Below are 20,987 nucleotides of genomic sequence, written 5' to 3' on the forward strand. Positions count from 1 at the left end.
CCTACTACCTAGCTTCCGGCGGCGGAGAGCGGTCCAGCACGTCGCCCTTGGCGTCCTCCAGCAGATCGACGCCGTAGGTCTCGACCACGAGCGGGCCGCGCTTGCGCTGCAACTGCGCGACCTGCGTGACTTTCGCAAAGAGGTCGTCGAGGACGGGATGACCGTCCGGACGCAGCTCGTCGACATAGAGCAGCTTGCCCGCAAGCAACTTTGGATCGGGCTCGCGCATGTTGACCCAGCGGATGCGCTGGTTCTGCTGCACCACGCAGGTGCCGGGCGGCAAGTAGAAGGCGAGCCAACCCGTAGTGCCATAGTCCTGCGCGAGCACGCAGGTTGCGCCATAGCGCGCGCGCATGGCTTCGATTCCCGCGGCGAGTTCGCGCCAACCGACGCCGACGCTGCGCACGGTGGCATCACGGCGATATCCCGAGAGCCAGCCGGTGTTGGCTTGCACGATCAGCGCCGCAAACATCACGATGCCGACAGGCGCGGCCCAGCGCAGGCAGAAATCCACCAGGCGCCGCGCACGCGGCTTCCACTGCGCAAGGTTCGCGGCGGCCGCAGCGGCAACAACGAAGGGCGGATAGACCGGCGCGAACCAGTTGGCCTCGACGCGGGCATGCAGCGAATGCCAGACGAAATAGGCGACGATGGTCCAGAACATCGTCTCGATCAGCACGCGCGAGGCCAGGGCGCCGGCGCGCTGCCAAGTCAGCGCGTGCAGGCCCATCGCACCGAGGATGAAGGCAAGCGGCGTTGCGAACGCGATCTGGGTCGGGATCAGCTCGGCGATGAAGACGGGGCGGAAGTCCTCGATCTTCGCGCGCCCGAGCTGCTTTGCGAACGAGACCCATTGGTGATCCGCATTCCAGAGGATCACCGGCGAGAACAGCGCCAACGCAACGAACCCGCCGAGATAGGGCCATGGCGAGAGAAACCAGCGACGCAGCTTCGGCACGCAAGCGAGCCAGATCAGGATGCCGGCGCCAAAGAACATCGCTGTGTATTTCGACAGCAGCGCCGCCCCGACGGCCGCACCGACCGCGAGCCACCAGACGCCGCGGCCGGTCTCCAGTACTTTTGCGAGGAAGAACAGCACGAAGCTGGATGCGACCAGGAGCGGCGCATCCGGCGTCACGATCAGCGTGCCGACAGAGGCCATCATGGTCACGTTGAGCAGGATCGCGCTGGTCGCCGCCACGCGCGCGCCGCCGAACAGAATCGCGGCAGAGCGATAGACCGCATAGCTCATCGGCAGCGCCAGCAGGACCGAAACGAGCCGGACGCCGAACTCGGTATTCCCGGCGATCATGGTGCCGGCGCGGATCACGTAGGCGACCATCGGCGGATGGTCGTAATAGCCCCCGGCGAGGTTGTTCGACCACATCCAGTAATAGGCTTCGTCGAAAGTGATCGGCGTGAACGCGGCCGCAACGAGGCGCAAGCCGACCAGCGCCAGGATCAAAAGCGCGGTGTTGCGGACGATCCGCGCGTCAGCCCCGCCCATATCGCGCTATTTCTTGCGCCAGACGAACAGGCCTGACATCGCGTAGTTCCACACCACGCCCATCAGCGCTCCCGCCATGCCGGCCAGCCACCAGATCGGCTCCTGGTCGTACACCGAGAAGGCGACGCCGACATTGGCGAGCAGGCCGACGCTGCACACGATGTAGAAAGCGATGAGGCCGCGCAGCAGCGCAAAGCCCTTCAGCCGCTGGTCGCGATAGGTGAGGAAGTTGTTGAGGATGAAATTGCTGGTCATGGCGACGATCGCGCCGGCGGCCTGCGCTTCCGGGAACGGCGCCTTGAACAGCCGAAGTCCGATGAACAGCGTGGTGAGATGCACCACGAGGCCGATGCCGCCGACCATCGCGAACAGGATGAAGCGCAGCGAGACGATGTCGTTGCTCAGCTTGGCCAGCACGAGGCCGAGGAAGTCGAGCGCGACCATGGAATCGAGCTTGCTCTCGCCGTGCTGGCGGGCGCCGAAAGTGTAGGGAATCTCGACGGCCCGCAAGCCGCCGTGCGCGGACGCGACGACGTCGAGCAGGATCTTGAAGCCGTGCACGGATAGCTTCGGCGCGAGCTGCTCGAAACGATCGCGGCGGATCATGAAGAAGCCGCTCATGGGATCGGCGATCTCGACCCGTAGCATCTTCCTCGCGAACTCGGTCGCCAGCGCGCTGGCGCCGGCGCGCTGCTTGTTGAAGCCCTCGGTCTTGTAGCCCTCGATGTAGCGGCTGCCGACCACGAGGTCAGCCTCGTCGCTTGCGAGCAGCAACAGCATTTTCGGCAGTTGCGTCTCGTCGTGCTGGAGGTCGGCGTCGATCACGGCCACATAGGGCGCGCTGGAAGCCAGGATGCCCTCGATGCACGCGCCCGACAGGCCGCGGCGGCCGATGCGGCGGATACAGCGCACGCGGCTGTCCTGCTGCGCCAGCGCGCGCACGACGTCCCAGGTGCCATCGGGCGAATTGTCGTCGACGAACACGACCTCCCAGGCGACGTTGGCGAGTGTCGCCTCCAGCCGCCGATACAGCACAGCGACATTGTCGCGCTCGTTGAAGGTCGGGACGATGACCGACAGTTCCGGCCCTTCGAGAGCCTGCAGCTGATTGTCGGAGCCCGGTCTGATCGCTTCATTCATGACGGCAGCGTATATCCGCCGCGTCCTGCGCTGCCAAGCCGGAGGTTCTGTGGGGAATGCCCCAAAAGGGGCCCTAAAATGCCAACGACCCCGGAACGGCGGGCTGCGCGTACATCCGGCGCAAGCCTTAAGCTATTCCAAGGTCGTTCCAGCGCCGGAGTTTTCGCTCAACGTCGCCGTTAAAGGCTAGATAGGAATGACAGGATCGCTTCGCAAGGGGCGAAAACGACGATTTTTGTGCCTTATTGGTTCGGCACTTCCCGGATAATCGGCCCGCGCGGCGCAGGCGCGGCGGGGGCGGCGGGTGCCGCAGCCGGAGCCGGCTCGACTTTCGCCGGTTTGGGCGGCTTGCCGTACTGGCCGATCGGCCCGAACACGACAGCGACCGCAAGCACGACCGCGGCAACGATCGCGCCCAAAATGCCCCCTACCGACTCAGACGCCATGGAAACCCATCCCTGTTCCAGATAGGCCTCCTGATATCACGGATGCGCGCTGAGCCGGAAGGGCGCCGGGCGCCGAATGAGGCGGCGCAGGCGTCTTCCCTGCTCGCCACTCGCTATTTCGCCGGCGGCCTCTGCTTGACGAAGGCCGTCACGATGTCCTTCTGCGCGGCCTCCACCGCCCTGTTCGCGGTGGCGAGATGGGCGCCCGCATCGATATCGGGATATTGCGTGGTGAGATAGTCGAGCAGCGCCACCCGGTAATATTGCCGCTCCGACGGACAGGCGCCGGCGACCGAGCGGCCAAAATCCTGTTGCGACATTCCCTGATTGCTGTCGCGCGAATATTCCCGCGCCAGGCAATGCCAGTAATCGTCGCGGCCCTGCATGGCAAGCTTCTGCGCGCCCTTCGCATCGTCGTCATCCGCCATGATAGGAGATATCATGGCAGCAGATGTCATCATGACGAGCGCCGCTCCCACCATCAGCATCCGCATCTTTTTCTCCTTTATCGCAGATCCCGTGGCAACCTTAGACCGGACGCAGCAACTGGCCAATCACAACTGGTTTGATTAGGATGACGCATCCCCTCCACGTCGATGCGAGATCCTTCCGTGGCCAAAGCAAAAACCGCGTCCAAGAAATCAGGCAACATCTTCATCGGCATCGGCGGCTGGACCTTCGAGCCCTGGCGCGGCGTGTTCTATCCGGAGAAGCTGACGCAGGCGAAGGAGCTGTCCTACGCGGCCTCGAAGCTGACCTCGATCGAGATCAACGGCACCTATTACGGCTCGCAGAAGCCGGAGAGCTTTCGCAAATGGGCGAGCGAGGTGCCGGACGGCTTCGTGTTCTCGGTAAAGGGACCGCGCTTCGCCACCAACCGGCGGGTGCTGGCGGAAGCAGGCGATTCCATCAAGCGGTTCTATGATTCAGGCGTGCTGGAGCTCGGCGACCATCTCGGGCCGGTGCTGTGGCAGTTCGCGCCGACCAAGAAATTCGACGGCGCCGATTTCGGCGAGTTCCTCGAGCTGTTGCCGCGCAAGCTCGATGGACGCGCATTGCGCCATGTCGTCGAGGTCCGCCACGACAGTTTTTGCGCGCCGGACTTCGTGGCGCTGATCCGCGAATTCGAGACGCCCGTCGTGTTCGCCGAACACGGCAAATATCCGGCGATTGCCGATGTCGCCGGCGATTTCGTCTATGCCCGGCTGCAGAAGGGCAATGACGATATCAAGACCTGCTACCCGCCGAAGCAGCTCGATGCCTGGGCCGAGCGTCTTCAGGCCTGGGCTTCTGGCGGTGAACCGGACGACCTGCCCAAAGTCGACAAGGCCAAGCCGAAGAAAGAGCCGCGCGACGTCTTTGCCTACGTCATCCACGAAGGCAAGGTGCGCGCCCCCGCCGGCGCCATGGAATTGATTGCAAGGGTGAGCTGAGGTGGGCCATGGCAAAGGCGAAGAAGCTGTTCACCATTGGCTATGAGCAGACGCCGCCCAAGGCGGTGCTGGACGAGCTCGAACAGGCCGGCGTCAAGCTCGTGGTCGACGTGCGCGCGGTGACGTCGTCACGGCGGCCGGGATTTTCCAGAAAGCAGCTTGCCGCGGGTCTCGACGAGCGCGGCATCGCCTACGTCCACCTCGCCGCACTGGGCACGCCGAAGGAAGGTCGCCTCGCTGCGCGCAACGGCCAATACGACTTGCTGGAGAAGATATTCTCGAAGCACCTGAAGGCGCCGGAGGCCAAAGAGGCGATAGACGAGCTCTCGGCGCTGGTGAAGAAGGCCGGCCCCGTGTGCCTGCTTTGCTACGAGCGCGACCACACCCATTGCCACCGCCGGATGATTGCGGAGATCATCGAGGAGCGCGATGCGGTTGCGGTGAGGAATTTGGTTGGGCGGCAAGTCTGACGGCTTTCTCCGTCATGGCCGGGCCTGTCCCGGCCATCCACGTTCTTCTTCCCTGTGGCCAAGACGTGGATGCCCGGGCCAAGCCCGGGCATGACGATGGATGGAGCTCAGCCCTCCCCCGCGAGCCGGAACGTCCCCTCCATCATCTGCACGCAGCTGCCGCCGACATGCGCCGAGACGATCTTGCCGGCCTGCTTGCGCACGCGCGTCAGCAGAATGCTGGGCCGGCCCATGTCAAAGCCCTGGCCGACCGTGAGCTTGAGTTCGCCATCGCGCACGGGATCGAGGTCTGCGAACAGTGCGGCCGCGGCAACCGTGGCGCTGCCTGTGGCGGGGTCCTCCGCGAAACCGCTGGTGCCGCGCATGAACATCCGCGCCTGGAGATCGCAAGGCGCCTCCGCTGCATTAACGTCCCGCGTATAGAACCACACGGAGAACGCACCGTCGCGCGGGAGCACCCTGCCGAAGGCGGCCGCATCGGGCCTTGCCCGCTTGAGCGCATCGCGCGAATGCAGCTCCGCCACCAGGAAAGGCGTGCCAACGCCCACGACCTGCGGCGCGTGGCGATCGGTCCTGATGTCATCGGCAGTCAATGAGATGCAGGCCGCAATGTCAGCGGCGGAAACTTCCACCAGTCGTGACAGCGGCTGCGGAGCGGTTAATTCGGTGCTGACCACCTTTCCTTGCTCTCGACGAATGTCGACCGGCACGAGCCCCGCCTTCTCCTCGAACAGCAAACGCGGCTTCGACTCACTGGCGAGGCTCGCCAGCACGAAGGCGGTCCCGACGTTCGGATGGCCGGCAAAGGGAAGCTCCCGCACCGGCGTGAAGATGCGCACCTCGGCATCATTGGCCTTGTCACGCGGCGGCAGCACAAAGGTGGTCTCGGAATAATTGAACTCGGTCGCGACCGCCTGCATTTGCGCCGTCGTGAGCCCGCCAGCGTCGAGCACCACGGCGAGTTGGTTGCCGCCGAAGGCGCGATCGGTGAACACGTCGACGGTGATGTAGCGGCGCTGCATCGTCTCTTCCTCATGCAAATCGCGGCCACGACCGGCCGCATCGCGCGCAGTCTACAAGCCGAAAACATCACTCGTCATGCCCCAAAATTCGGAGCAATCGGAGCAATCGCCGGTGCAAGAGAAACTGTGTGCCACAACGTGTGGCGCGCCCTATCCGAGCTGAAACACCGCCACCTTCCGCTCATAGCCGCGCACCTCGACCTCGCCGAGCGCAACGGCATCGTCACCGTCGTTGCCCAGCGCCTCGCGCACGGTCGCGGAAATCAGGAGTTGCGAACCGAACTCCTTGTTGAGTGCCTCCAGCCGCGAGGCGAAATTCACGGTGTCACCGATCACGGTGTATTCCTTGCGCCGGGGGGAGCCGATATTGCCGGCGACGACCTCGCCGAAATGAATGCCGATACCGATGCGAAGCGGCCAACTCGTCTGCGCGTTGATGCGGTCCATCGCGCTCAGCATCTCGCGGCCCGCGGCAACGGCACGCTCCGCCGCGTCTGAGGCCTCCAGCGGCGCGCCGAACAAGGCAAGAAAGCCATCGCCCAGGAACTTGTTCACGATGCCGCCCTGACGGTCGAGAATGTCCACCAGCACTGCAAAGGCGCCGTCGAGCCGGTCGACCACCTCCTGCGGAGTGCGGGACTGCGCGCCCGCCGTGAAGCCGCGAAAATCGACGAACATCACCGCAACGCGGCGAACGTCGCCGCCCCCGCTGGTCCCGGCCGCCATCAGGCGCTCCACCACTTGCGGGGAGACATGCTGGCCGAACAAGTTCGTCACCCGGTCTCGTGCGTTCGCCGCCGCGATGCTCGCGGCAAACTGGCGGCGCAGCTGCGCGCCGACGGCGCCCGCCAGCACGCCGCAGATCAGGATGATGACGCTGCGCACAGCGTGGAAATAGATCAGGGGATCGCCGGCCTCGTCCGCCGAATTGTAGTACAGCGCGACGGACAGAAGCCCGGCTGCAGCCACGAAGCCAGTGAATGCAGAGAGCCAGAAATCGAGCCGCAGGGTCGAGAGGATGACGAAGATGAAGTACATGAGCGGCACGGCGAAGCCGAGCGCCTGGCTTGCGCCCATGGTGCGGGTTTGCAGGATCAGGATCACCGTGGGCAGCGACGTCTCGATCAGCGTGCCGATATAGCGCCTGACGACCGGTAGGTCGCGATCGAGCCGCAGGTTCTTTCTGATCTGGGTGTGGACCCAGACCTCGAACAGAATGAAGCCGGCGAGTAGAGCATAGACCGCGATAATCCCGTCCGTTCCGCGCCACACCCGGTTCACCACGCCGGGGTCGATCAAATAGATCGAGGTGAGCAACAGCATCATGATGCAGCCCGTCAGGATCAATGCCCGCACCCGTAACAACTCGGTGCGCAACACCTCCCGCATCAGCTCGCGCTCGAAATTCTCCGACAGCACGGCTTGGTGCCGCGTCTTCCTGCTCGCAAACCTGACCATTTGCCCCTCGATTCCGGAAGCATTGTGCCTCAATCCAGCGTGCGGCGGAAGCGCGTCACGGCGATGGTCATGGCGAGCAGCATCAGGGCCGCCAGCGCCAGGGTGTCGAAGCGCAGATTCTGCATGCTCGCCCCCTTCAGCATGATGGCGCGGACGATGCGCAGATAGTGGGTCAGCGGCAGGCATTCGCCGACATATTGCGCCCAGGTCGGCATGCCCGCGAATGGGAACATGAAGCCGGACAGCAGAATGCTCGGCAGGAAGAACATCATCGACATCTGCATGGCCTGGAGCTGGTTCTGCACCACGGTCGAGATCGTGTAGCCGATCGACAAATTGGTGGTGATGAACAGTGTCGAGAGCAGTGCCAGCAGAAACAGATTGCCGAGCACGGGGACGCCGAACAGGCCGACGCCGATGCCGATGATGAGGAAGGCCTGCAGGAAGCCGACCAGCACGTAAGGCACGATCTTGCCGAACATCACCTCGACCGGCTTGATCGGCATCGAGAGCAGGCTCTCCATGGTGCCGCGCTCGACCTCGCGCGTGACCGACAGCGCGGTGAAGATCAGCATGGTCATGGTGAGGATGGTGCCGACGAGACCCGGCACGATGTTGAGGCTGGAGGATGCGGCCGGGTTGTAGCGGGCGTGCGCGCGGATCTCGAACGGCATCTCCGGGGGATCGCCGATATAGAGATCGTGCTTGAGCGCGGTCTGCACGATCATGCCGAGCGAACCGATCGCCGCGCTGGCCGCCACCGGATCGGTGGCGTCGGCCGCCACCAGCAGCGCCGGCCTGTCACCACGCCGCACCGCGCGCTCGAAGCCGCGCGGGATCTCCACGCCGAACAGCACCTTGCCGGATTTCAGGAGGTTGTCGAAATCCTCGACATCATGGACTTCGTAGAGGAAGCGGAAATAGGCCGTGTTCTCGAGAGCCTTCAGGATCGAGCGGGCGAGATCGGAGTCCTCCTGCAGCAGCACCGCGCTCGGCAGATGGTGCGGCGTGGTGTTGATGGCATAGCCGAACAGCATCAGCTGCATCACCGGCAGCATCACGATCATCGCGAACGACACGCGGTCACGCTTGAGCTGGATGAACTCCTTGATCAGCATTGCATAAGAGCGCCGCAGGAAACCGAAGCGCTCGCGGATTTCGCGGCGCGGCGCGGGATGGTCGACGGCACTCATTGGAAATTGTCCTTGGAGCGACCCATCAGTTCGATGAACACGTCTTCCAGCGATGGCGACGATTGGTGCCAATGCAAGCCGCTTTTTCCCCGCCACGGCGCGATGCTGGCTTCGAGCGCGGCCACGTCGCGGCCGGAAACATGCAGCGAGGTGCCGAACGGCGCCACCATGTCGATCCCGGGCTTGCCGGTGAGCCCGGCAGCGAGTTCGTTCAGCCCCTCGCCCGTCACAGTGTAGGTCGTCAGCGCGGATTTCGCGATCACCTGCTCGACCGTGCCGTGCGCGAGCAGATGGCCGTAGGCGATGTAGGCGATCTCATGGCAGCGCTCGGCTTCGTCCATGTAATGGGTGGAGACCAGCACAGTGAGGCCGTCGGCCGCGAGCGCGTGGATCTCGTTCCAGAAATCGCGCCGCGCCTTGGGATCGACGCCCGCCGTCGGCTCGTCCAGCAGCAGCAATTGCGGATTGGGTAGCGTACAGGCCCCCAGCGCCAACCGCTGCTTCCAGCCGCCGGAGAGTTCGCCCGCAAGCTGCTCCTCGCGCCCGGATAGTCCGAGCCGCTTGACCATATCGCGCGCGGCGCCGCGCGCGTCGGCAAGACCGTAGAGGCGCGCGACGAATTCGAGATTTTCCCGCACCGAGAGGTCCTGATACAGGCTGAAGCGCTGGGTCATGTAGCCGACCTGGCGCTTGATCTTTTCGGCGTCGCGCAAAATGTCGTAGCCGAGACAGGTGCCCTCGCCGCTATCGGGCGTGAGCAGTCCACAGAGGATACGGATGGTCGTGGTCTTGCCCGAGCCGTTGGGGCCAAGGAAGCCGTAGATCGAGCCGCGCTTCACCTGCATCGACAGATCGTGCACGACCTCGCGGCCGCCGAACGATTTGGTCAGCCCCTTGACGTCGATTGCGATGCCGTTGCCGCCGTTCATCGCTTGTCCGCCATCGGGGTCTTCGGATTGAGATAGACGTCGATCGGCTGTCCAACCCGCAGCGCGTCGGGGCGCGAGGGCCGCGCCTGGATCAGATAGACCAGCTTGTTGCGCTCATCGAGGCTGTAGATGACAGGCGGGGTGTATTCGGCCGAGGTCGCTATGAAGTAGATCTTTGCGGTGAGATCGGCCGCGCAATTGTCGCAGGAGATGCGCACCGTATCGCCGATCGCAAGCTTCGGCAGTTGGGTCTCCGGCACGAAGAAGCGCAGCTTCATGTTGCCGGGCGGCATGATCGACAGCACCGGGCGCTGCGCCGCCACCATCTCGCCCTCGCGGAAATAGATCTGCTGGATGGTGCCGGCAACAGGCGCAAAGCCCTTGCGCCGCGCCATCCGCGTCTCCGACGTCACCACCCGTGCTTCCGCGACACGCAGGGACGACACGGCGGAGTCGAGATTGGCCTGCGTGCCCGAGCCAGTCTTGCTCAGCGAGGCCGCGCGATCATAGGTCTGCTGCGCGTTGGCAAGCGTCGCCTTTTGCTGGTTGAGATCGGCGAGCTGGAGGTCGTCGTCGACGGAATAGAGGGCATCGCCGACCTTGACTTCATCACCCTCGCGGACATTGAGCTTCGTGACCCGACCGGCTTCATCGGGGCTGACGAAAATCATGTCGGCCTCGACCCAGCCCTGAAAGCCGGGATCGCGCTTGTCGTTGCAGCCGGTAAGGCCGGTTGCGAGCACGAGCGCCAATGCAACTACAGAAAATACCCGTGACGACCTCATGTCGTCCTCCGTTCGCCAAAAATCAAATCGAGATGGACGCGCAGCATCTCCTGCGCGTCGAGCGGCGCGTGCCGCGCAAACAGGCTTTGCCAGATCACCGCGATCATCGCCGGCGCGACCAGGATCTGCGGATAGCGCGCGAGGTCCTTCTCCCGGATCTCGCCGCGGGCGATGCCCAGCTCGATCAGCGCGCGCATGGCGGCGATCCCGCGCGAGACGACCTCGCGGTAGTAGAAGTCGGCGACGGCCGGAAAGCGCGGCCCCTCCGCCACGATCAGCCGCACCAGGTCGCCGCGCCGGGTGCCGATGACTTCTTTCAGGAAATTGCCGGCAAAGGCCTCGATGAGGTCGCGCACCGATCCCGTCGGCGGCGGCAGCGCAGTCAGCCGCGCCACGACGGGCACGATGACGATGCGCACCAGCTCCTCGAACATCGATTCCTTGTCCTTGAAGTGCAGGTAGATCGTGCCCTTGGCGACGCCGGCACGCTTGGCGATGTCGTCGAGTCGCGTTGCGGCAAATCCGCGGGCGATGAACTCCTCCATCGCGGCGTCCACGATCGCCGCGCGCCGCTCCTGCGCCCGCGTAGCGCGGTTCGATGCAGGCACCTCTCCGCGGGCTACGGACGCAGGCCTCGCATTCTGTGCAGACTTGTCGGCCAGCTTGGTCGGCTTTCTCATGGCTCAGATTATGACTGACCAGTCAGTCATAGTCAAGATGCGGCTAGAGTGTGCGGCGAACGATCGAATTAGTCTTGACTAATGTATTAGCACTGGCTAATTGAAAGGTATGATCGAAGCCGCTCCAAACCCCGTCACCACCGTGATGCGCGCCCTCGCCGACCCGACCCGCCGGGCCGTGTTCGAGCGCGTGTTCGAAAGCAAGGAGATCACCGTCGCCGAACTGACGCGCGGCAGCGGCGTGACACAGGGCGCGATCTCGCAGCACCTGAAGTCGCTGAAACAGGCGGGCCTCGTCGCCGAGCGCGCCGAGGGCCGCAACGTCTATTACCGCGCCGCGCCGCAGGGACTCGAACCGCTGGTCACCTGGATGGACCATTACGGCGTGTTCTGGCGCGAGCGCTTCCAGAATCTGCGTGACCTCTTGAAGGAGATCGATCCGTGAGTGCTGTTGCTTCCAATATCCAGACCCAGGACATCGTCATCGACGAGGTCTTCCCTCACGCCGCCGCGACGATCTGGAAGGCGCTGACCAGCGCCCAGCTGATCGCGCGCTGGCTGATGCCGCCGACCGGTTTCGAGGCGGTCGAAGGCAATACCTTCACCTTCAAGACCAATCCGGCCGGCGCGTGGGATGGCACGATCCATTGCCGCGTTCTGGAGGTCGTGCCGAACCAACGCTTCGCCTATGCCTGGAAGGGCGGCGACGCCAGCAATACCGGCTACGGCTCGGCGCTCGACACCGTCGTCACCTGGTCCCTCACGCCGGTCGAAGCAGGGACGCGCGTGCGCGTGGTGCATTCGGGCTTCGTGACGCCGACGAACGACACGGCTTATCGCAACATGAGCGACGGCTGGGTCAAGGTGCTGCAGCGGCTCGATGCCATCTCCGGCGAAGACAAGTGAGGAAGCATCGCGATGGAAAAGCCCTATACCGGCGGCTGCGCCTGCGGCGCAATCCGCTATTCGATTGCCGGTGAGCCCTTCTTCAGTAATCATTGTCAGTGCCGAGACTGTCAGCGGGAAAGCGGCAGTGGCCACGGCTCGTACGCGACGTTCGCACGGGCCGGCGTCACGATCACTGGCGAGGCTGGGCATTGGGACATGGTCGGCGACAGTGGCAATGTGAAGACGCGCGGCTTCTGCCCGCTGTGCGGTGTCGCGGTCTACCTGACCTTTGCGGCGATGCCCGACATCTTCACCATCCGCGCCGCAAGCCTCGACGAGCCCGCCCGCTACAGGCCGCAGGCTGTCACCTACGCCGCGCGCGGTCACGGCTGGGATCACCTCGATCCCGGCCTGGTCAAGTTCGAAGGCATGCCGCCTGGATGAGGCGCTAGCCGAAATCAAGCACCATACGACCATCAATCTTGCCGGCCTTCATCCGGTCGAAGACGTCGTTGATCTGCGCGAGCGGCACCTTCGTCACCTCGGCCTTGACCTTGCCGTCGGTGGCGAATGCGACGGCTTCGTCGAGGTCGCGCCGCGTGCCGACGATGGAGCCGCGCACCGTGATGCGCTTGAGCACGACGTCGAAGATCGGCGTCGGGAATTCGCCCGGCGGCAGGCCGACGAGGCTGACGGTGCCCTTGCGGCGAACCATCTTCAGCGCCTGCGCGAACGCCGCGGTCGAGACCGCCGTCACCAACACGCCGTGGGCCCCGCCACCGGTTGCCGCAAGAACCTTGTCGACGGCGCCGGCTTCGAGCGCGTTGACCGCGAGATCGGCGCCGGTCTCGCGCGCCAGCTCCAGCTTGTCCTCAGCGATATCGACGGCCGCGACCTTGAGCCCCATCGCCTTGGCGTACTGGATCGCGACATGGCCAAGCCCGCCGATGCCTGAGATCACGACCCACTCGCCGGGCCTGGCCTCAGTCTCCTTCAAGCCCTTGTAGGTGGTGACGCCGGCGCACAGGATCGGCGCAATGGCGGCAAAGTCGACCGTCGCCGGCAGCTTTGCAGCGAAGGCGGCCGAGGCGATGACATATTCGGCGAAGCCGCCGTTCACGCTGTAGCCGGTATTGTGCTGGTGCTCGCAGAGCGTCTCCCAGCCGGTCTCGCAATATTCGCAAGACATGCAGGCGTCGTGCAGCCAGGCGACTCCGACGGCATCTCCGACTTTCAAATTCCTTACACCGGGCCCGAGCGCGGCGACGATGCCGGCTGCCTCGTGGCCGGGAATGAAGGGCGGTACCGGCTTCACCGGCCAGTCGCCAGAGGCTGCATGCAGATCGGTGTGACAGACGCCGCAGGCCTTCACCTTGACCAGAATCTCGCCCGGACCAGGCTGCGGCACCGGCACGTCCTCGATCACCAGTGGCTTGCCGAATTGCTTGACGATTGCGGCTTTCATGGTGGGCATCTGTCTGCTCCATTGCAATATGCGGAGTAGACTAGCGAGGCCTGACAGCTCACCCTTGATTGGTGTCAAACCGCACAAAGTTTGCGCAAGCCGGCCCCATCATGACACCATGATGACGACGTGCGGATGCCGGCGTGTCAGCTATGGAACTTCAGGCCGTCGACAATCTTGTCGATCACCTTGCGCTCGGCGCGCATGGCGATGCCGACGAGATTGAGATCGTTGCGCGCCACCGACCTCACCGCCTCGCGATTGGCCGCATCGTGCGTGGTGCTGAACATGTCCTCGGTATAGACCGCCGGCTTGACGTTGCGCGCCAGCGCGCGGTCCAGCGCGCGCGACAACGCCGGACCGTCGGCGCCGTAGATCAGGATCGGCTGTCCGATCAGCGCATGATATTTCGTGGCTGATGCGTCTTCATAGGCTTCGCCGATGCATTCGGGAAAAGCCGCGGCGATGCCGCTGGTGAGGAAGGACGCGACGTTGAGCTTTTGCCAGGCTTGAAGATCGGTACGGATCACGACCGCGATCTTGGTATCGAATTGCATGTGGTTCCTCAATTGCCATTCCGGATTCGATGCTACGCATCGCCCTGGAATGACGGCAAGAAGAATCAGCGCTCGAAAAATCAACCCTTGGCGTCGCAAGCCCAGGCGCGGATCACGCATTCCTTGCCGCCGTATTTGTAGCATTCGCGCGTGGCGGCGTTGAGCGAGGCAGAGATCTTCGGCTTGACCGCATAGCCATACGCGCCGCAGGGGTTGGCGAGATCGACCGACATCGCGGCGCAGGCGCGCTTCATCGTCACGGTCGTGCAATCGCCCTTGCACTGCTTCTGCGCCGCGGCACGCGCTTCGTGCTCATGGCCGTAATCAAAAGCCTGGCCATAAGCGCCGCACTTGCCGACTGCAATCGCGCCGGCGGCATGAGCTTCGGTGATGTAGCGGGCGCCCGTGACGGCAACTGACAAGACAAAGCAAAACATCGCGCAACGGCGCGCGACGGCGTTCGAAGACATGGAGAATCCCCTCCCCCCAAGGCAGGTGGAGGAACTCTAGGCGGCGGTTATTTCCAGATGGTGAACGGGCGGTTGAAATCGGAGGATAGTAAGATGTCGTAGGGTGGATTAGCGAACCGTCATCCACCAACTTCGTTCCGCGATCGCTGAAGCGGTGGGTTACGCTTCGCTAACCCACCCTACAAGAGTCACTATCCGCCTCGGGCCGCCTCCAGCGCCTGCGGCGTGTCGATGTCGAGGAAGGCGCTCTCGCCATCGACCGGCACTTCGGCCACGGCCTCGGCGTGCTTGGCGATCAAATGGCGCGCGCCGACGTCGCCGTCGAGCGTCATTAATTCCTTGAAAAAGCGGCGCGACCACAGCACGGGATTGCCGCGGCGGCCTTCACTCACGGGCACGACGATGAGATTGCCGCGATCCGGCGCAAAGCCGTCGATGAGACGGTCGATCAGGCCGGCATCGATCAGCGGCATGTCGCCCAAGCACACCACGGCGCCGTCGCAAGTTTCGGGGACGGCAGCGATGCCGGCCTTGACCGAGCTGGCGATCCCGCCGGCGAAATCTGGATTCTTGACAAACCGCACCTTCAGGCCTTGCAACGCCTGCTCGATCAGCTCTGTCTGATGGCCCGTGACCACGATCACCTCGGATGCTTTCGACGCCAGCGCCTGCTCGGTCGCGATCCGCACCAGCTTCTTGCCGTCGAGTTCGGCGAGCAGCTTGTTCGGTCCGCCCATCCGGGTCGAGCGTCCCGCCGCCAGCACGATGGCGGCGACGCGGCTATTGCCCTCGATCTCGGGCGTCGCGCGCGGCTGCGGACGCGTCACGATCTCCATCAGCAGGCCGCCGACGCCCATGCCCATCAGCTCGGACCGCGTCACCTTGATGCCGGCGAGGAGCCGCATCAAGACCCAGTCAAAGCCATTCTCGACCGGCGAGCGCGCGCAGCCCGGTGCGCCCAGCACCGGCACGCCGCCCGCGCGCGCGATCAGCAGGAGATTACCGGGATCGACCGGCATGCCGAAATGCTCGATCTCGCCGCCGATCCCCGTGACGGCCGCGGGGATCACGTCACGACGATCGGCGATTGCGGACGCGCCGAACACGATGACGAGCTCGGCACCGAGGCCGAGCAATTCCTTGATCGCGGCCGACAGCGCCTGCTCCTCGTGCGGCACGCGCCGCTCGGCGATGATGCTGGCACCGGCCGGCGCGAGCCGCTCGGCGGTGACGCGCAGCGTCTTGTCGATCACTTTGGACGAGAGGCCCGGCAGCAGCGTCGAGACCACGCCGACGCACTTGATCACGTAGGGCGCGATTTTCAGCACGTCCTTGCCGGCCGCCTTCACCGCGGCATCGCGCAAACTGCCTTCGACGCCGAAGGGGATGATCTTGACGGTGCCGACCATCTCACCCTCGACCACCGGTTTGTACGCGGTGAGCGTCGCAAAGGTGATGGCCTCTTCGATGTTGTTGATGCGGTCGACCGCGGCGCGGTCGATCACCAGCACGCCCGGGCGCGCGGCGAACAGATTGGCGCGGCCGGTGAAGGCCCGCTCGACATGGATGCCATCGCCGCCGACGGCCAGCGCGATGCTGGCGGCCGCAACGTCCTCGGAGACGTCGCCCGCCTCCATGCGCACCACGACGATGTCCTTGATGCCGGCGCGCTCCAGCGCCTCAACCTCGGCGGCGCCGATCGTCGTCCCCTTCTTCAGCACCAGCGGTCCCTGGCGCAGCGTGTGGACGGTTACGCCGCCGATTGCATCCTTGGGACTCGCGGGGCCGAATTTCATGCCGCCTCTTCTTTTTCCTTAGGTGGCAGGCGGAGCACCGCGGTGATCTCCGCCATGATCGACACCGCGATCTCGGACGGGGAGACGGCGCCGATCGCGAGACCAATGGGCGCGTGAATGCGCGCGATGTCGCTTTCCTTGGCGCCCTGCGCCCGCAGCCGGTCGCCGCGCTTGGCGTGCGTCTTCCGCGAGCCGAGCGCGCCGATATAGAAGCAGCCGCGCTCGAAGGCGTGCAGCAGTGCCGGATCGTCGATCTTGGGATCGTGCGTCACCGCGACGAAGGCGGTGTAGGCATCGACATTGAGCGGCGGCAGCGCGGTGTCCGGCCATTCGGCCACCAGCGGAATATCGGGGAAGCGCTCGGGGCTCGCAAACGCCGTGCGCGGATCCACGACCGTGACGTCGTAGCCGAGCGAGCGCGCCAGCGGCGCCAGGGCCTGGCTGATATGGACCGCGCCGACGATAACGAGCTTCGCGGTCGGCGCATAGACGTTGAGGAACAGCTTCTTGCCGCCGGCCTCGACACTGGCGCTCTTGCCCATGCGGAGCTGCTTGTCCAGTTCCGCGCGCAGCGGATCCTTGGCGAAATCAGCTGATTTCACCAGGCGCTGCTCGCCGCTCTCAGTGTCGGTCACCAGAATCACCGGTCGGCGCGCGGCCCGCTCGGCGTTCAGTTCATGCAGGATTGCGAGCTTCACGGCTAACCCACTTTCTCGACGAAGACGCGGATGGTGCCGCCGCAGGACAGCCCGACGTTCCAGGCGGTCTCGTCGGCGACGCCGAACTCCAGCATCCGCGGCTTGCCGCTCTGGATCACGTCCATGGCCTCGGTGACCACGGCGCCCTCGACGCAGCCGCCGGAGACCGAGCCCAGGAACGTGCCCTCGTCGTTGATGACGAGGCTGGAGCCCGCCGGGCGCGGCGCCGAACCCCAGGTCTCCACCACGGTGGCGAGCGCGACGCCGCGGCCGGCCTTCTGCCAGTCCTCCGCCGCCTTCAGAATGTCCTCGTCGCGATCGAGCATGGCCTACCTCTCAAGCTGCGGAACGGATCAGGTTGCGATGATGCGGCGGCAGCGGCCGCGAGAGCGTCGTAATCAGCTCCTGGATCGAACTCAAATTATGTACCGGGCGGAATTCGTCAACGTGCGGGAGCATCATTTTGATGCCCTGGGCCTTGGCCTCGAAGCCGCCGAACCGCAGCAGCGGGTTGAGCCAGATCAGCCGCCGGCATGACCGGTGCAGCCGGTCCATCTCGAAGGCAAGCTTGGAGTCCGCCTCCCGCTCCAGCCCGTCCGATATCAGCAGCACGATGGCGCCCTGGCTCAGCACGCGCCGCGCCCACAATTTGTTGAAGTTGTGCAGCGAGGCCGAGATCCGGGTGCCGCCGGCCCAGTCCTCGACCGAGGCCGAGCAGTTCGCCAACGCCTCGTCGGGATCACGCTGGCGCAGCGCGCGGGTAACGTTGGTGAGCCGGGTGCCGAACAGGAACACCGAGACGCGCTTGCGCGCATCGCCGACGGCATGGAGGAAATGCAGGAACAGGCGGGTGTACTCGCTCATCGAGCCCGAAATATCGAGCAGCGCCACGATCGGCGCCGGCTTCTCGATCCGACCGAGGCGATGGATATCCACGATATCGCCGCCGGTTCGCAAGGAGGCGCGCAGCGTGCGGCGCAGGTCGAGGCGCAGCCCGCGAGCATCAGGCCGGTGGCGGCGCGTCAGGAGTTCGGCCTGCGGCAGCCGCATCCGCTCGACGGCACGCAGCGCCTCGGCGATCTCCGCGGCGCTCATCTGTGCAAAATCCTTCTTCTGGAGGATTTCCCTGTCGGACACCGACAGGCGCAGATCCTGCTCCTGATGCTGCGGCGTCTCGGTCATGCGCGGCTGTGACATCGCCTCCTGCACGCGGCGGGAGCCGGCCTGCGGCTTCTTCTTGGCCTCGTCCGGCAGCGGCACCGAATCCAGCATGTGCTTCCATTCTTCCGAGGCACGGAAGAACAGGTTGAAGGCCTGCTTGAAGATCAGCGCATGCTCATGACGCTTGACGAAGATCGCCTCCAGCGTGGTGAAGACGTCAGCGCGGTTGCCGATGTCGATCACCTGCAGCGCGCTCATGGCATCGATGACGGCGCCGGGACCGACCGGCATGCCGGCAGAGCGGAGCGCGCGGGCGAAGCCGACGATGTTGTCGGCGAATTGCTCGGTCTGCTCGGGGGCAAGGTGGTTGATGGCCATGGTTCAACACTCTCGGTCGTCATTCCGGGGCACGCGAAGCGTGAACCCGGAATCCATTCGTCCACCGTCTCTGAAGCCCGATGGATTCTCAGGTGCGCAATTGCGCACCATAGCTCGCGCTGACGCGCGCCCCGGAATGACCGGCTAATCGCTCGTCGCTTCCTTCAGCACCTTCTGCAAGGTGTCGCCCTGCATGCGGGTGATGTCGTCCTGGTACTTGAGCAACGCGCCTAGCGTGTCGCCGACCACTTGCGGGGTCAGCGAGCGGGCATCGAGTTCGGACAGCGCTGTGGCCCAGTCGATGGTCTCGGCGACGCCCGGCGACTTGTAGAAGTCCTGGTTACGCAAAGCCTGGACAAAGCGAACGACCTGCTGCGACAGTTTGGCGGAGATGCCGGGCACGCGCGACTTGACGATCGCGAGCTCGCGCTCCGCGGCGGGATAATCGACCCAGTGATAAAGACAGCGCCTCTTCAGCGCGTCGTGAATCTCTCGGGTGCGGTTGGAGGTGATGATGACGATCGGCGGATGTGGCGCCTTGACGGTACCGAATTCGGGGATCGTGACCTGGAAGTCGCTGAGGATTTCGAGCAGATACGCCTCGAACGCCTCGTCGGCGCGATCGAGCTCGTCGATCAGCAGCACCGGCGGTCCCGCGACGTCGGGCTCGAGCGCCTGGAGCAGCGGCCGCTTGATCATGTAGCGGTCGGCGAAGATGTCGCTCGACAACTGGTCGCGGTCGGTGTCGCCGGCGGCTTCCGCCATCCGGATCGCGATCATCTGCGCGGCGCTATTCCACTCGTAGACCGCGGACGAGACGTCGAGACCTTCGTAGCATTGCAGGCGGATCAGCTTCCGCCCCAGCGCAGCGGACAAGACCTTGGCGATCTCGGTCTTGCCGACGCCGGCCTCGCCTTCCAGGAACAGCGGCCGGCCCATCCGCAGCGAGAGGTAGGTCACCGTCGCCAGCGACCGCTCCGCGAGATAGCCGCGCGAGGTCAGGAGTTCGAGCATCGCGTCGACCGATGCCGGCAAGCCAACTGAAGTATTGGCCCCGGAAGTATTGGCCGCTGAAGTCATGAAAAAGCCAGTCTCGCTATGCCCTCACCGGGGACAAGTTTGGGCCGAGGCGTGAGATCACCTCACTCCTTGGCGTTGGCAGCATCGACGGCGCGCCGCGTCAGCACGCCGATGAGATGCGCGCGGTATTCGGCGCTGCCGTGAATATCGCTGTTGAGGCCCTCGGCCGGCACCTCGATGCCGTCGAGCGCCTTCGCGGCGAAGCGCTTCTTCAGCGCTTCCTCGAACGCGGTGACGCGGAACACGCCTTCGGAGCCGGCGCCGGTGACGGCAACCCGCACGTCCGACGGACGCCGCGCCACGAACACGCCGACCAGCGCATAGCGCGAGGCCTGGTTGCGGAACTTGATGTAGGCGGCCTTCTTCGGCAGCGGGAACATCACCTTGGTGATGATCTCGTCGGCTTCGAGCGCCGTCGTGAACAGGCCCTGAAAATACTCCTCGGCCTTGAGGCGGCGCTTGTTGGTGACGATGGTGGCGCCCAGCGCCAGCACGGCAACCGGATAGTCCGCGGTCGGGTCGTTGTTGGCGAGCGAGCCGCCGATCGTACCCTTGTGACGCACGGCCGGGTCGCCGATCTGGCTGGCGAGATTCGCAAGCGCCGGAATGGCTTCACCCACGATCGCGGAGCCTGCGACCTCGGCATGCTTGGCGGTAGCGCCGATCACCAGCGAACGGCCCTTCATCTCGATCGTGTTGAGCCCCTCGATATGGGAGAGGTCGACCAGATGCGGGGGGCTCGCGAGGCGCTGCTTCATCACGGGAATCAGCGTGTGGCCGCCGGCGATGATCTTGGCGTCTTCGTTCTTCACCAGGAGGTTGGCGGCCTGCCGCACGGTCCCGGGGCGATGATATTTGAATTCGTACATCTGAATGTCCTGATCGCGGGATCGTTGCGCGCTTTAGGCGAGATCGGATTTCGCCATCGCCTTGGCGCCGGCGGAGATCGAGGCGACGATGTTCTGGTAGCCGGTGCAGCGGCAGAGATTGCCTTCCAGTTCTTCCCGGATCGTATGGTCGTCGAGCTCGTTGCCCTTGCGGTGCACGATGTCGATCGCGGTCATGATCATGCCCGGCGTGCAAAAGCCGCACTGCAGGCCATGGTGCTCGCGGAAGGCCTCCTGCATCGGATGCAACGGCGCGCCGTCGGCGGCCAGCCCTTCGATCGTCTTGACCTCATGACCGTCGGCCATCACCGCCAGTGTGGTGCAGGACTTCACGGCCTTGCCGTCGAGATGCACGACGCAGGCGCCGCACTGCGAGGTATCGCAGCCGACATGGGTGCCGGTCAGGCGCAAATTTTCGCGCAGGAACTGCACCAGGAGGGTGCGGGGATCGACGTTGGCCGTGACTGGATTGCCGTTCACGATGAGGGAGATTTTTGCCATAAGCACTCTCTATCAGCGCCCCGACGGGTCCCGTCGAAGCGGT

The 20,987-nt window shown here is 64.7% G+C and carries 26 protein-coding genes; 6 read left to right on the forward strand and 20 right to left on the reverse strand.

The window, feature by feature from the left end; all coding sequences use genetic code 11:
- Positions 1 to 4 precede the first annotated feature (4 nt).
- The 4 genes from IVB24_RS27500 to IVB24_RS27515 all read right to left on the reverse strand — a co-directional run bounded on the left by IVB24_RS27500 (position 5) and on the right by IVB24_RS27515 (position 3,587).
- Positions 5 to 1,507: a glycosyltransferase family 39 protein gene (locus IVB24_RS27500; protein WP_247769679.1), complete on the reverse strand. Its 1,503-nt coding sequence runs from the start codon at positions 1,505 to 1,507 to the stop codon at positions 5 to 7.
- A 6-nt stretch (positions 1,508 to 1,513) separates the two neighbouring features.
- The gene (locus IVB24_RS27505) at positions 1,514 to 2,647 is read right to left on the reverse strand and encodes a glycosyltransferase family 2 protein (RefSeq protein ID WP_094972186.1); all 1,134 of its coding nucleotides are present in this window, start codon (positions 2,645 to 2,647) and stop codon (positions 1,514 to 1,516) included.
- Between the two features lie 242 nt (positions 2,648 to 2,889).
- Positions 2,890 to 3,093 carry a hypothetical protein gene (locus IVB24_RS27510; RefSeq protein ID WP_094895576.1) on the reverse strand — a complete coding sequence of 68 codons (204 nt, stop codon included), beginning with the start codon at positions 3,091 to 3,093 and terminating at the stop codon, positions 2,890 to 2,892.
- A 113-nt stretch (positions 3,094 to 3,206) separates the two neighbouring features.
- A complete protein-coding gene (locus IVB24_RS27515) occupies positions 3,207 to 3,587 on the reverse strand; it encodes a hypothetical protein (protein ID WP_094972188.1) in 381 nt (126 codons plus the stop codon).
- On the opposite strand from IVB24_RS27515, the gene IVB24_RS40080 reads away from it, so the two are divergent.
- Genes IVB24_RS40080 through IVB24_RS27525 form a run of 3 tightly spaced genes read left to right on the forward strand, consistent with a single transcriptional unit; the run spans position 3,535 to position 4,996 of the window.
- Positions 3,535 to 3,666, forward strand: coding sequence for a hypothetical protein (locus tag IVB24_RS40080; RefSeq protein WP_256471808.1), 132 nt, complete (start codon positions 3,535 to 3,537; stop codon positions 3,664 to 3,666). The two genes, IVB24_RS27515 and IVB24_RS40080, sit on opposite strands and share 53 nt — an antisense overlap.
- A 23-nt stretch (positions 3,667 to 3,689) precedes the next feature.
- Positions 3,690 to 4,526 (forward strand): DUF72 domain-containing protein, encoded by an 837-nt coding sequence (locus tag IVB24_RS27520; protein WP_247769680.1) that lies wholly within the window; start codon positions 3,690 to 3,692, stop codon positions 4,524 to 4,526.
- 8 nt (positions 4,527 to 4,534) lie between these two features.
- A complete protein-coding gene (locus IVB24_RS27525) occupies positions 4,535 to 4,996 on the forward strand; it encodes a DUF488 domain-containing protein (protein WP_247769681.1) in 462 nt (153 codons plus the stop codon).
- Between the two features lie 107 nt (positions 4,997 to 5,103).
- On the opposite strand, the gene IVB24_RS27530 is transcribed toward IVB24_RS27525, so the two are convergent.
- From IVB24_RS27530 to IVB24_RS27555, 6 genes are all read right to left on the reverse strand, one after another.
- Entirely contained in the window at positions 5,104 to 6,018 is a 915-nt protein-coding gene (locus IVB24_RS27530; RefSeq protein WP_247769682.1) for a PhzF family phenazine biosynthesis protein, read from the reverse strand.
- A 150-nt stretch (positions 6,019 to 6,168) separates the two neighbouring features.
- Entirely contained in the window at positions 6,169 to 7,476 is a 1,308-nt protein-coding gene (locus tag IVB24_RS27535; protein ID WP_247769683.1) for an adenylate/guanylate cyclase domain-containing protein, read from the reverse strand.
- A gap of 29 nt (positions 7,477 to 7,505) precedes the next feature.
- Positions 7,506 to 8,669, reverse strand: a complete 1,164-nt coding sequence (locus tag IVB24_RS27540) for an ABC transporter permease (RefSeq protein WP_166475502.1) — start codon at positions 8,667 to 8,669, stop codon at positions 7,506 to 7,508.
- Entirely contained in the window at positions 8,666 to 9,598 is a 933-nt protein-coding gene (locus IVB24_RS27545) for an ABC transporter ATP-binding protein (RefSeq protein WP_140480368.1), read from the reverse strand. Before IVB24_RS27545 ends, IVB24_RS27540 begins: the two co-directional genes overlap by 4 nt.
- Positions 9,595 to 10,383, reverse strand: coding sequence for an efflux RND transporter periplasmic adaptor subunit (locus IVB24_RS27550; RefSeq protein ID WP_094972195.1), 789 nt, complete (start codon positions 10,381 to 10,383; stop codon positions 9,595 to 9,597). Before IVB24_RS27550 ends, IVB24_RS27545 begins: the two co-directional genes overlap by 4 nt.
- The gene (locus tag IVB24_RS27555) at positions 10,380 to 11,063 is read right to left on the reverse strand and encodes a TetR/AcrR family transcriptional regulator (RefSeq protein WP_244637404.1); all 684 of its coding nucleotides are present in this window, start codon (positions 11,061 to 11,063) and stop codon (positions 10,380 to 10,382) included. Before IVB24_RS27555 ends, IVB24_RS27550 begins: the two co-directional genes overlap by 4 nt.
- Positions 11,064 to 11,172: 109 nt before the next feature.
- On the opposite strand from IVB24_RS27555, the gene IVB24_RS27560 reads away from it, so the two are divergent.
- Genes IVB24_RS27560 through IVB24_RS27570 form a run of 3 tightly spaced genes read left to right on the forward strand, consistent with a single transcriptional unit; the run spans position 11,173 to position 12,395 of the window.
- Positions 11,173 to 11,508, forward strand: a complete 336-nt coding sequence (locus IVB24_RS27560; RefSeq protein WP_063195294.1) for a metalloregulator ArsR/SmtB family transcription factor — start codon at positions 11,173 to 11,175, stop codon at positions 11,506 to 11,508.
- On the forward strand, positions 11,505 to 11,969 hold the full coding sequence (locus IVB24_RS27565) for an SRPBCC domain-containing protein (RefSeq protein WP_140480371.1): 465 nt from the start codon (positions 11,505 to 11,507) through the stop codon (positions 11,967 to 11,969). The genes IVB24_RS27560 and IVB24_RS27565 overlap by 4 nt, the downstream gene beginning before the upstream one ends.
- A 12-nt stretch (positions 11,970 to 11,981) precedes the next feature.
- Positions 11,982 to 12,395, forward strand: coding sequence for a GFA family protein (locus tag IVB24_RS27570; RefSeq protein WP_094972197.1), 414 nt, complete (start codon positions 11,982 to 11,984; stop codon positions 12,393 to 12,395).
- A gap of 4 nt (positions 12,396 to 12,399) precedes the next feature.
- On the opposite strand, the gene adhP is transcribed toward IVB24_RS27570, so the two are convergent.
- The 10 genes from adhP to IVB24_RS27620 form a co-directional block, all read right to left on the reverse strand.
- Positions 12,400 to 13,425, reverse strand: coding sequence for an alcohol dehydrogenase AdhP (gene adhP / locus IVB24_RS27575; protein ID WP_140480372.1), 1,026 nt, complete (start codon positions 13,423 to 13,425; stop codon positions 12,400 to 12,402).
- 137 nt (positions 13,426 to 13,562) lie between these two features.
- Positions 13,563 to 13,973, reverse strand: coding sequence for a DUF2000 family protein (locus IVB24_RS27580; protein ID WP_247769684.1), 411 nt, complete (start codon positions 13,971 to 13,973; stop codon positions 13,563 to 13,565).
- A gap of 80 nt (positions 13,974 to 14,053) precedes the next feature.
- On the reverse strand, positions 14,054 to 14,443 hold the full coding sequence (locus IVB24_RS27585; RefSeq protein WP_094972200.1) for a DUF4189 domain-containing protein: 390 nt from the start codon (positions 14,441 to 14,443) through the stop codon (positions 14,054 to 14,056).
- Between the two features lie 191 nt (positions 14,444 to 14,634).
- A complete protein-coding gene (locus IVB24_RS27590) occupies positions 14,635 to 16,239 on the reverse strand; it encodes a molybdopterin-binding/glycosyltransferase family 2 protein (protein WP_247769685.1) in 1,605 nt (534 codons plus the stop codon).
- Entirely contained in the window at positions 16,236 to 16,937 is a 702-nt protein-coding gene (locus IVB24_RS27595; RefSeq protein ID WP_094972202.1) for an XdhC family protein, read from the reverse strand. Before IVB24_RS27595 ends, IVB24_RS27590 begins: the two co-directional genes overlap by 4 nt.
- A gap of 2 nt (positions 16,938 to 16,939) precedes the next feature.
- Positions 16,940 to 17,263, reverse strand: coding sequence for an XdhC family protein (locus IVB24_RS27600; protein WP_007602422.1), 324 nt, complete (start codon positions 17,261 to 17,263; stop codon positions 16,940 to 16,942).
- A 10-nt stretch (positions 17,264 to 17,273) separates the two neighbouring features.
- Complete coding sequence (locus tag IVB24_RS27605; RefSeq protein WP_094972203.1) at positions 17,274 to 18,476, reverse strand: VWA domain-containing protein; 1,203 nt, start codon at positions 18,474 to 18,476, stop codon at positions 17,274 to 17,276.
- Between the two features lie 144 nt (positions 18,477 to 18,620).
- Positions 18,621 to 19,556 (reverse strand): MoxR family ATPase, encoded by a 936-nt coding sequence (locus IVB24_RS27610; protein WP_247769686.1) that lies wholly within the window; start codon positions 19,554 to 19,556, stop codon positions 18,621 to 18,623.
- Between the two features lie 62 nt (positions 19,557 to 19,618).
- Entirely contained in the window at positions 19,619 to 20,425 is an 807-nt protein-coding gene (locus IVB24_RS27615; protein WP_247769687.1) for a xanthine dehydrogenase family protein subunit M, read from the reverse strand.
- A gap of 33 nt (positions 20,426 to 20,458) precedes the next feature.
- The gene (locus IVB24_RS27620; protein ID WP_008137528.1) at positions 20,459 to 20,944 is read right to left on the reverse strand and encodes a (2Fe-2S)-binding protein; all 486 of its coding nucleotides are present in this window, start codon (positions 20,942 to 20,944) and stop codon (positions 20,459 to 20,461) included.
- Positions 20,945 to 20,987 lie beyond the last annotated feature (43 nt).

Origin of the sequence: Bradyrhizobium sp. 192 (assembly GCF_023100965.1) — a bacterium.
In the GTDB taxonomy this organism is placed as follows: Bacteria; Pseudomonadota; Alphaproteobacteria; order Rhizobiales; family Xanthobacteraceae; genus Bradyrhizobium; species Bradyrhizobium symbiodeficiens.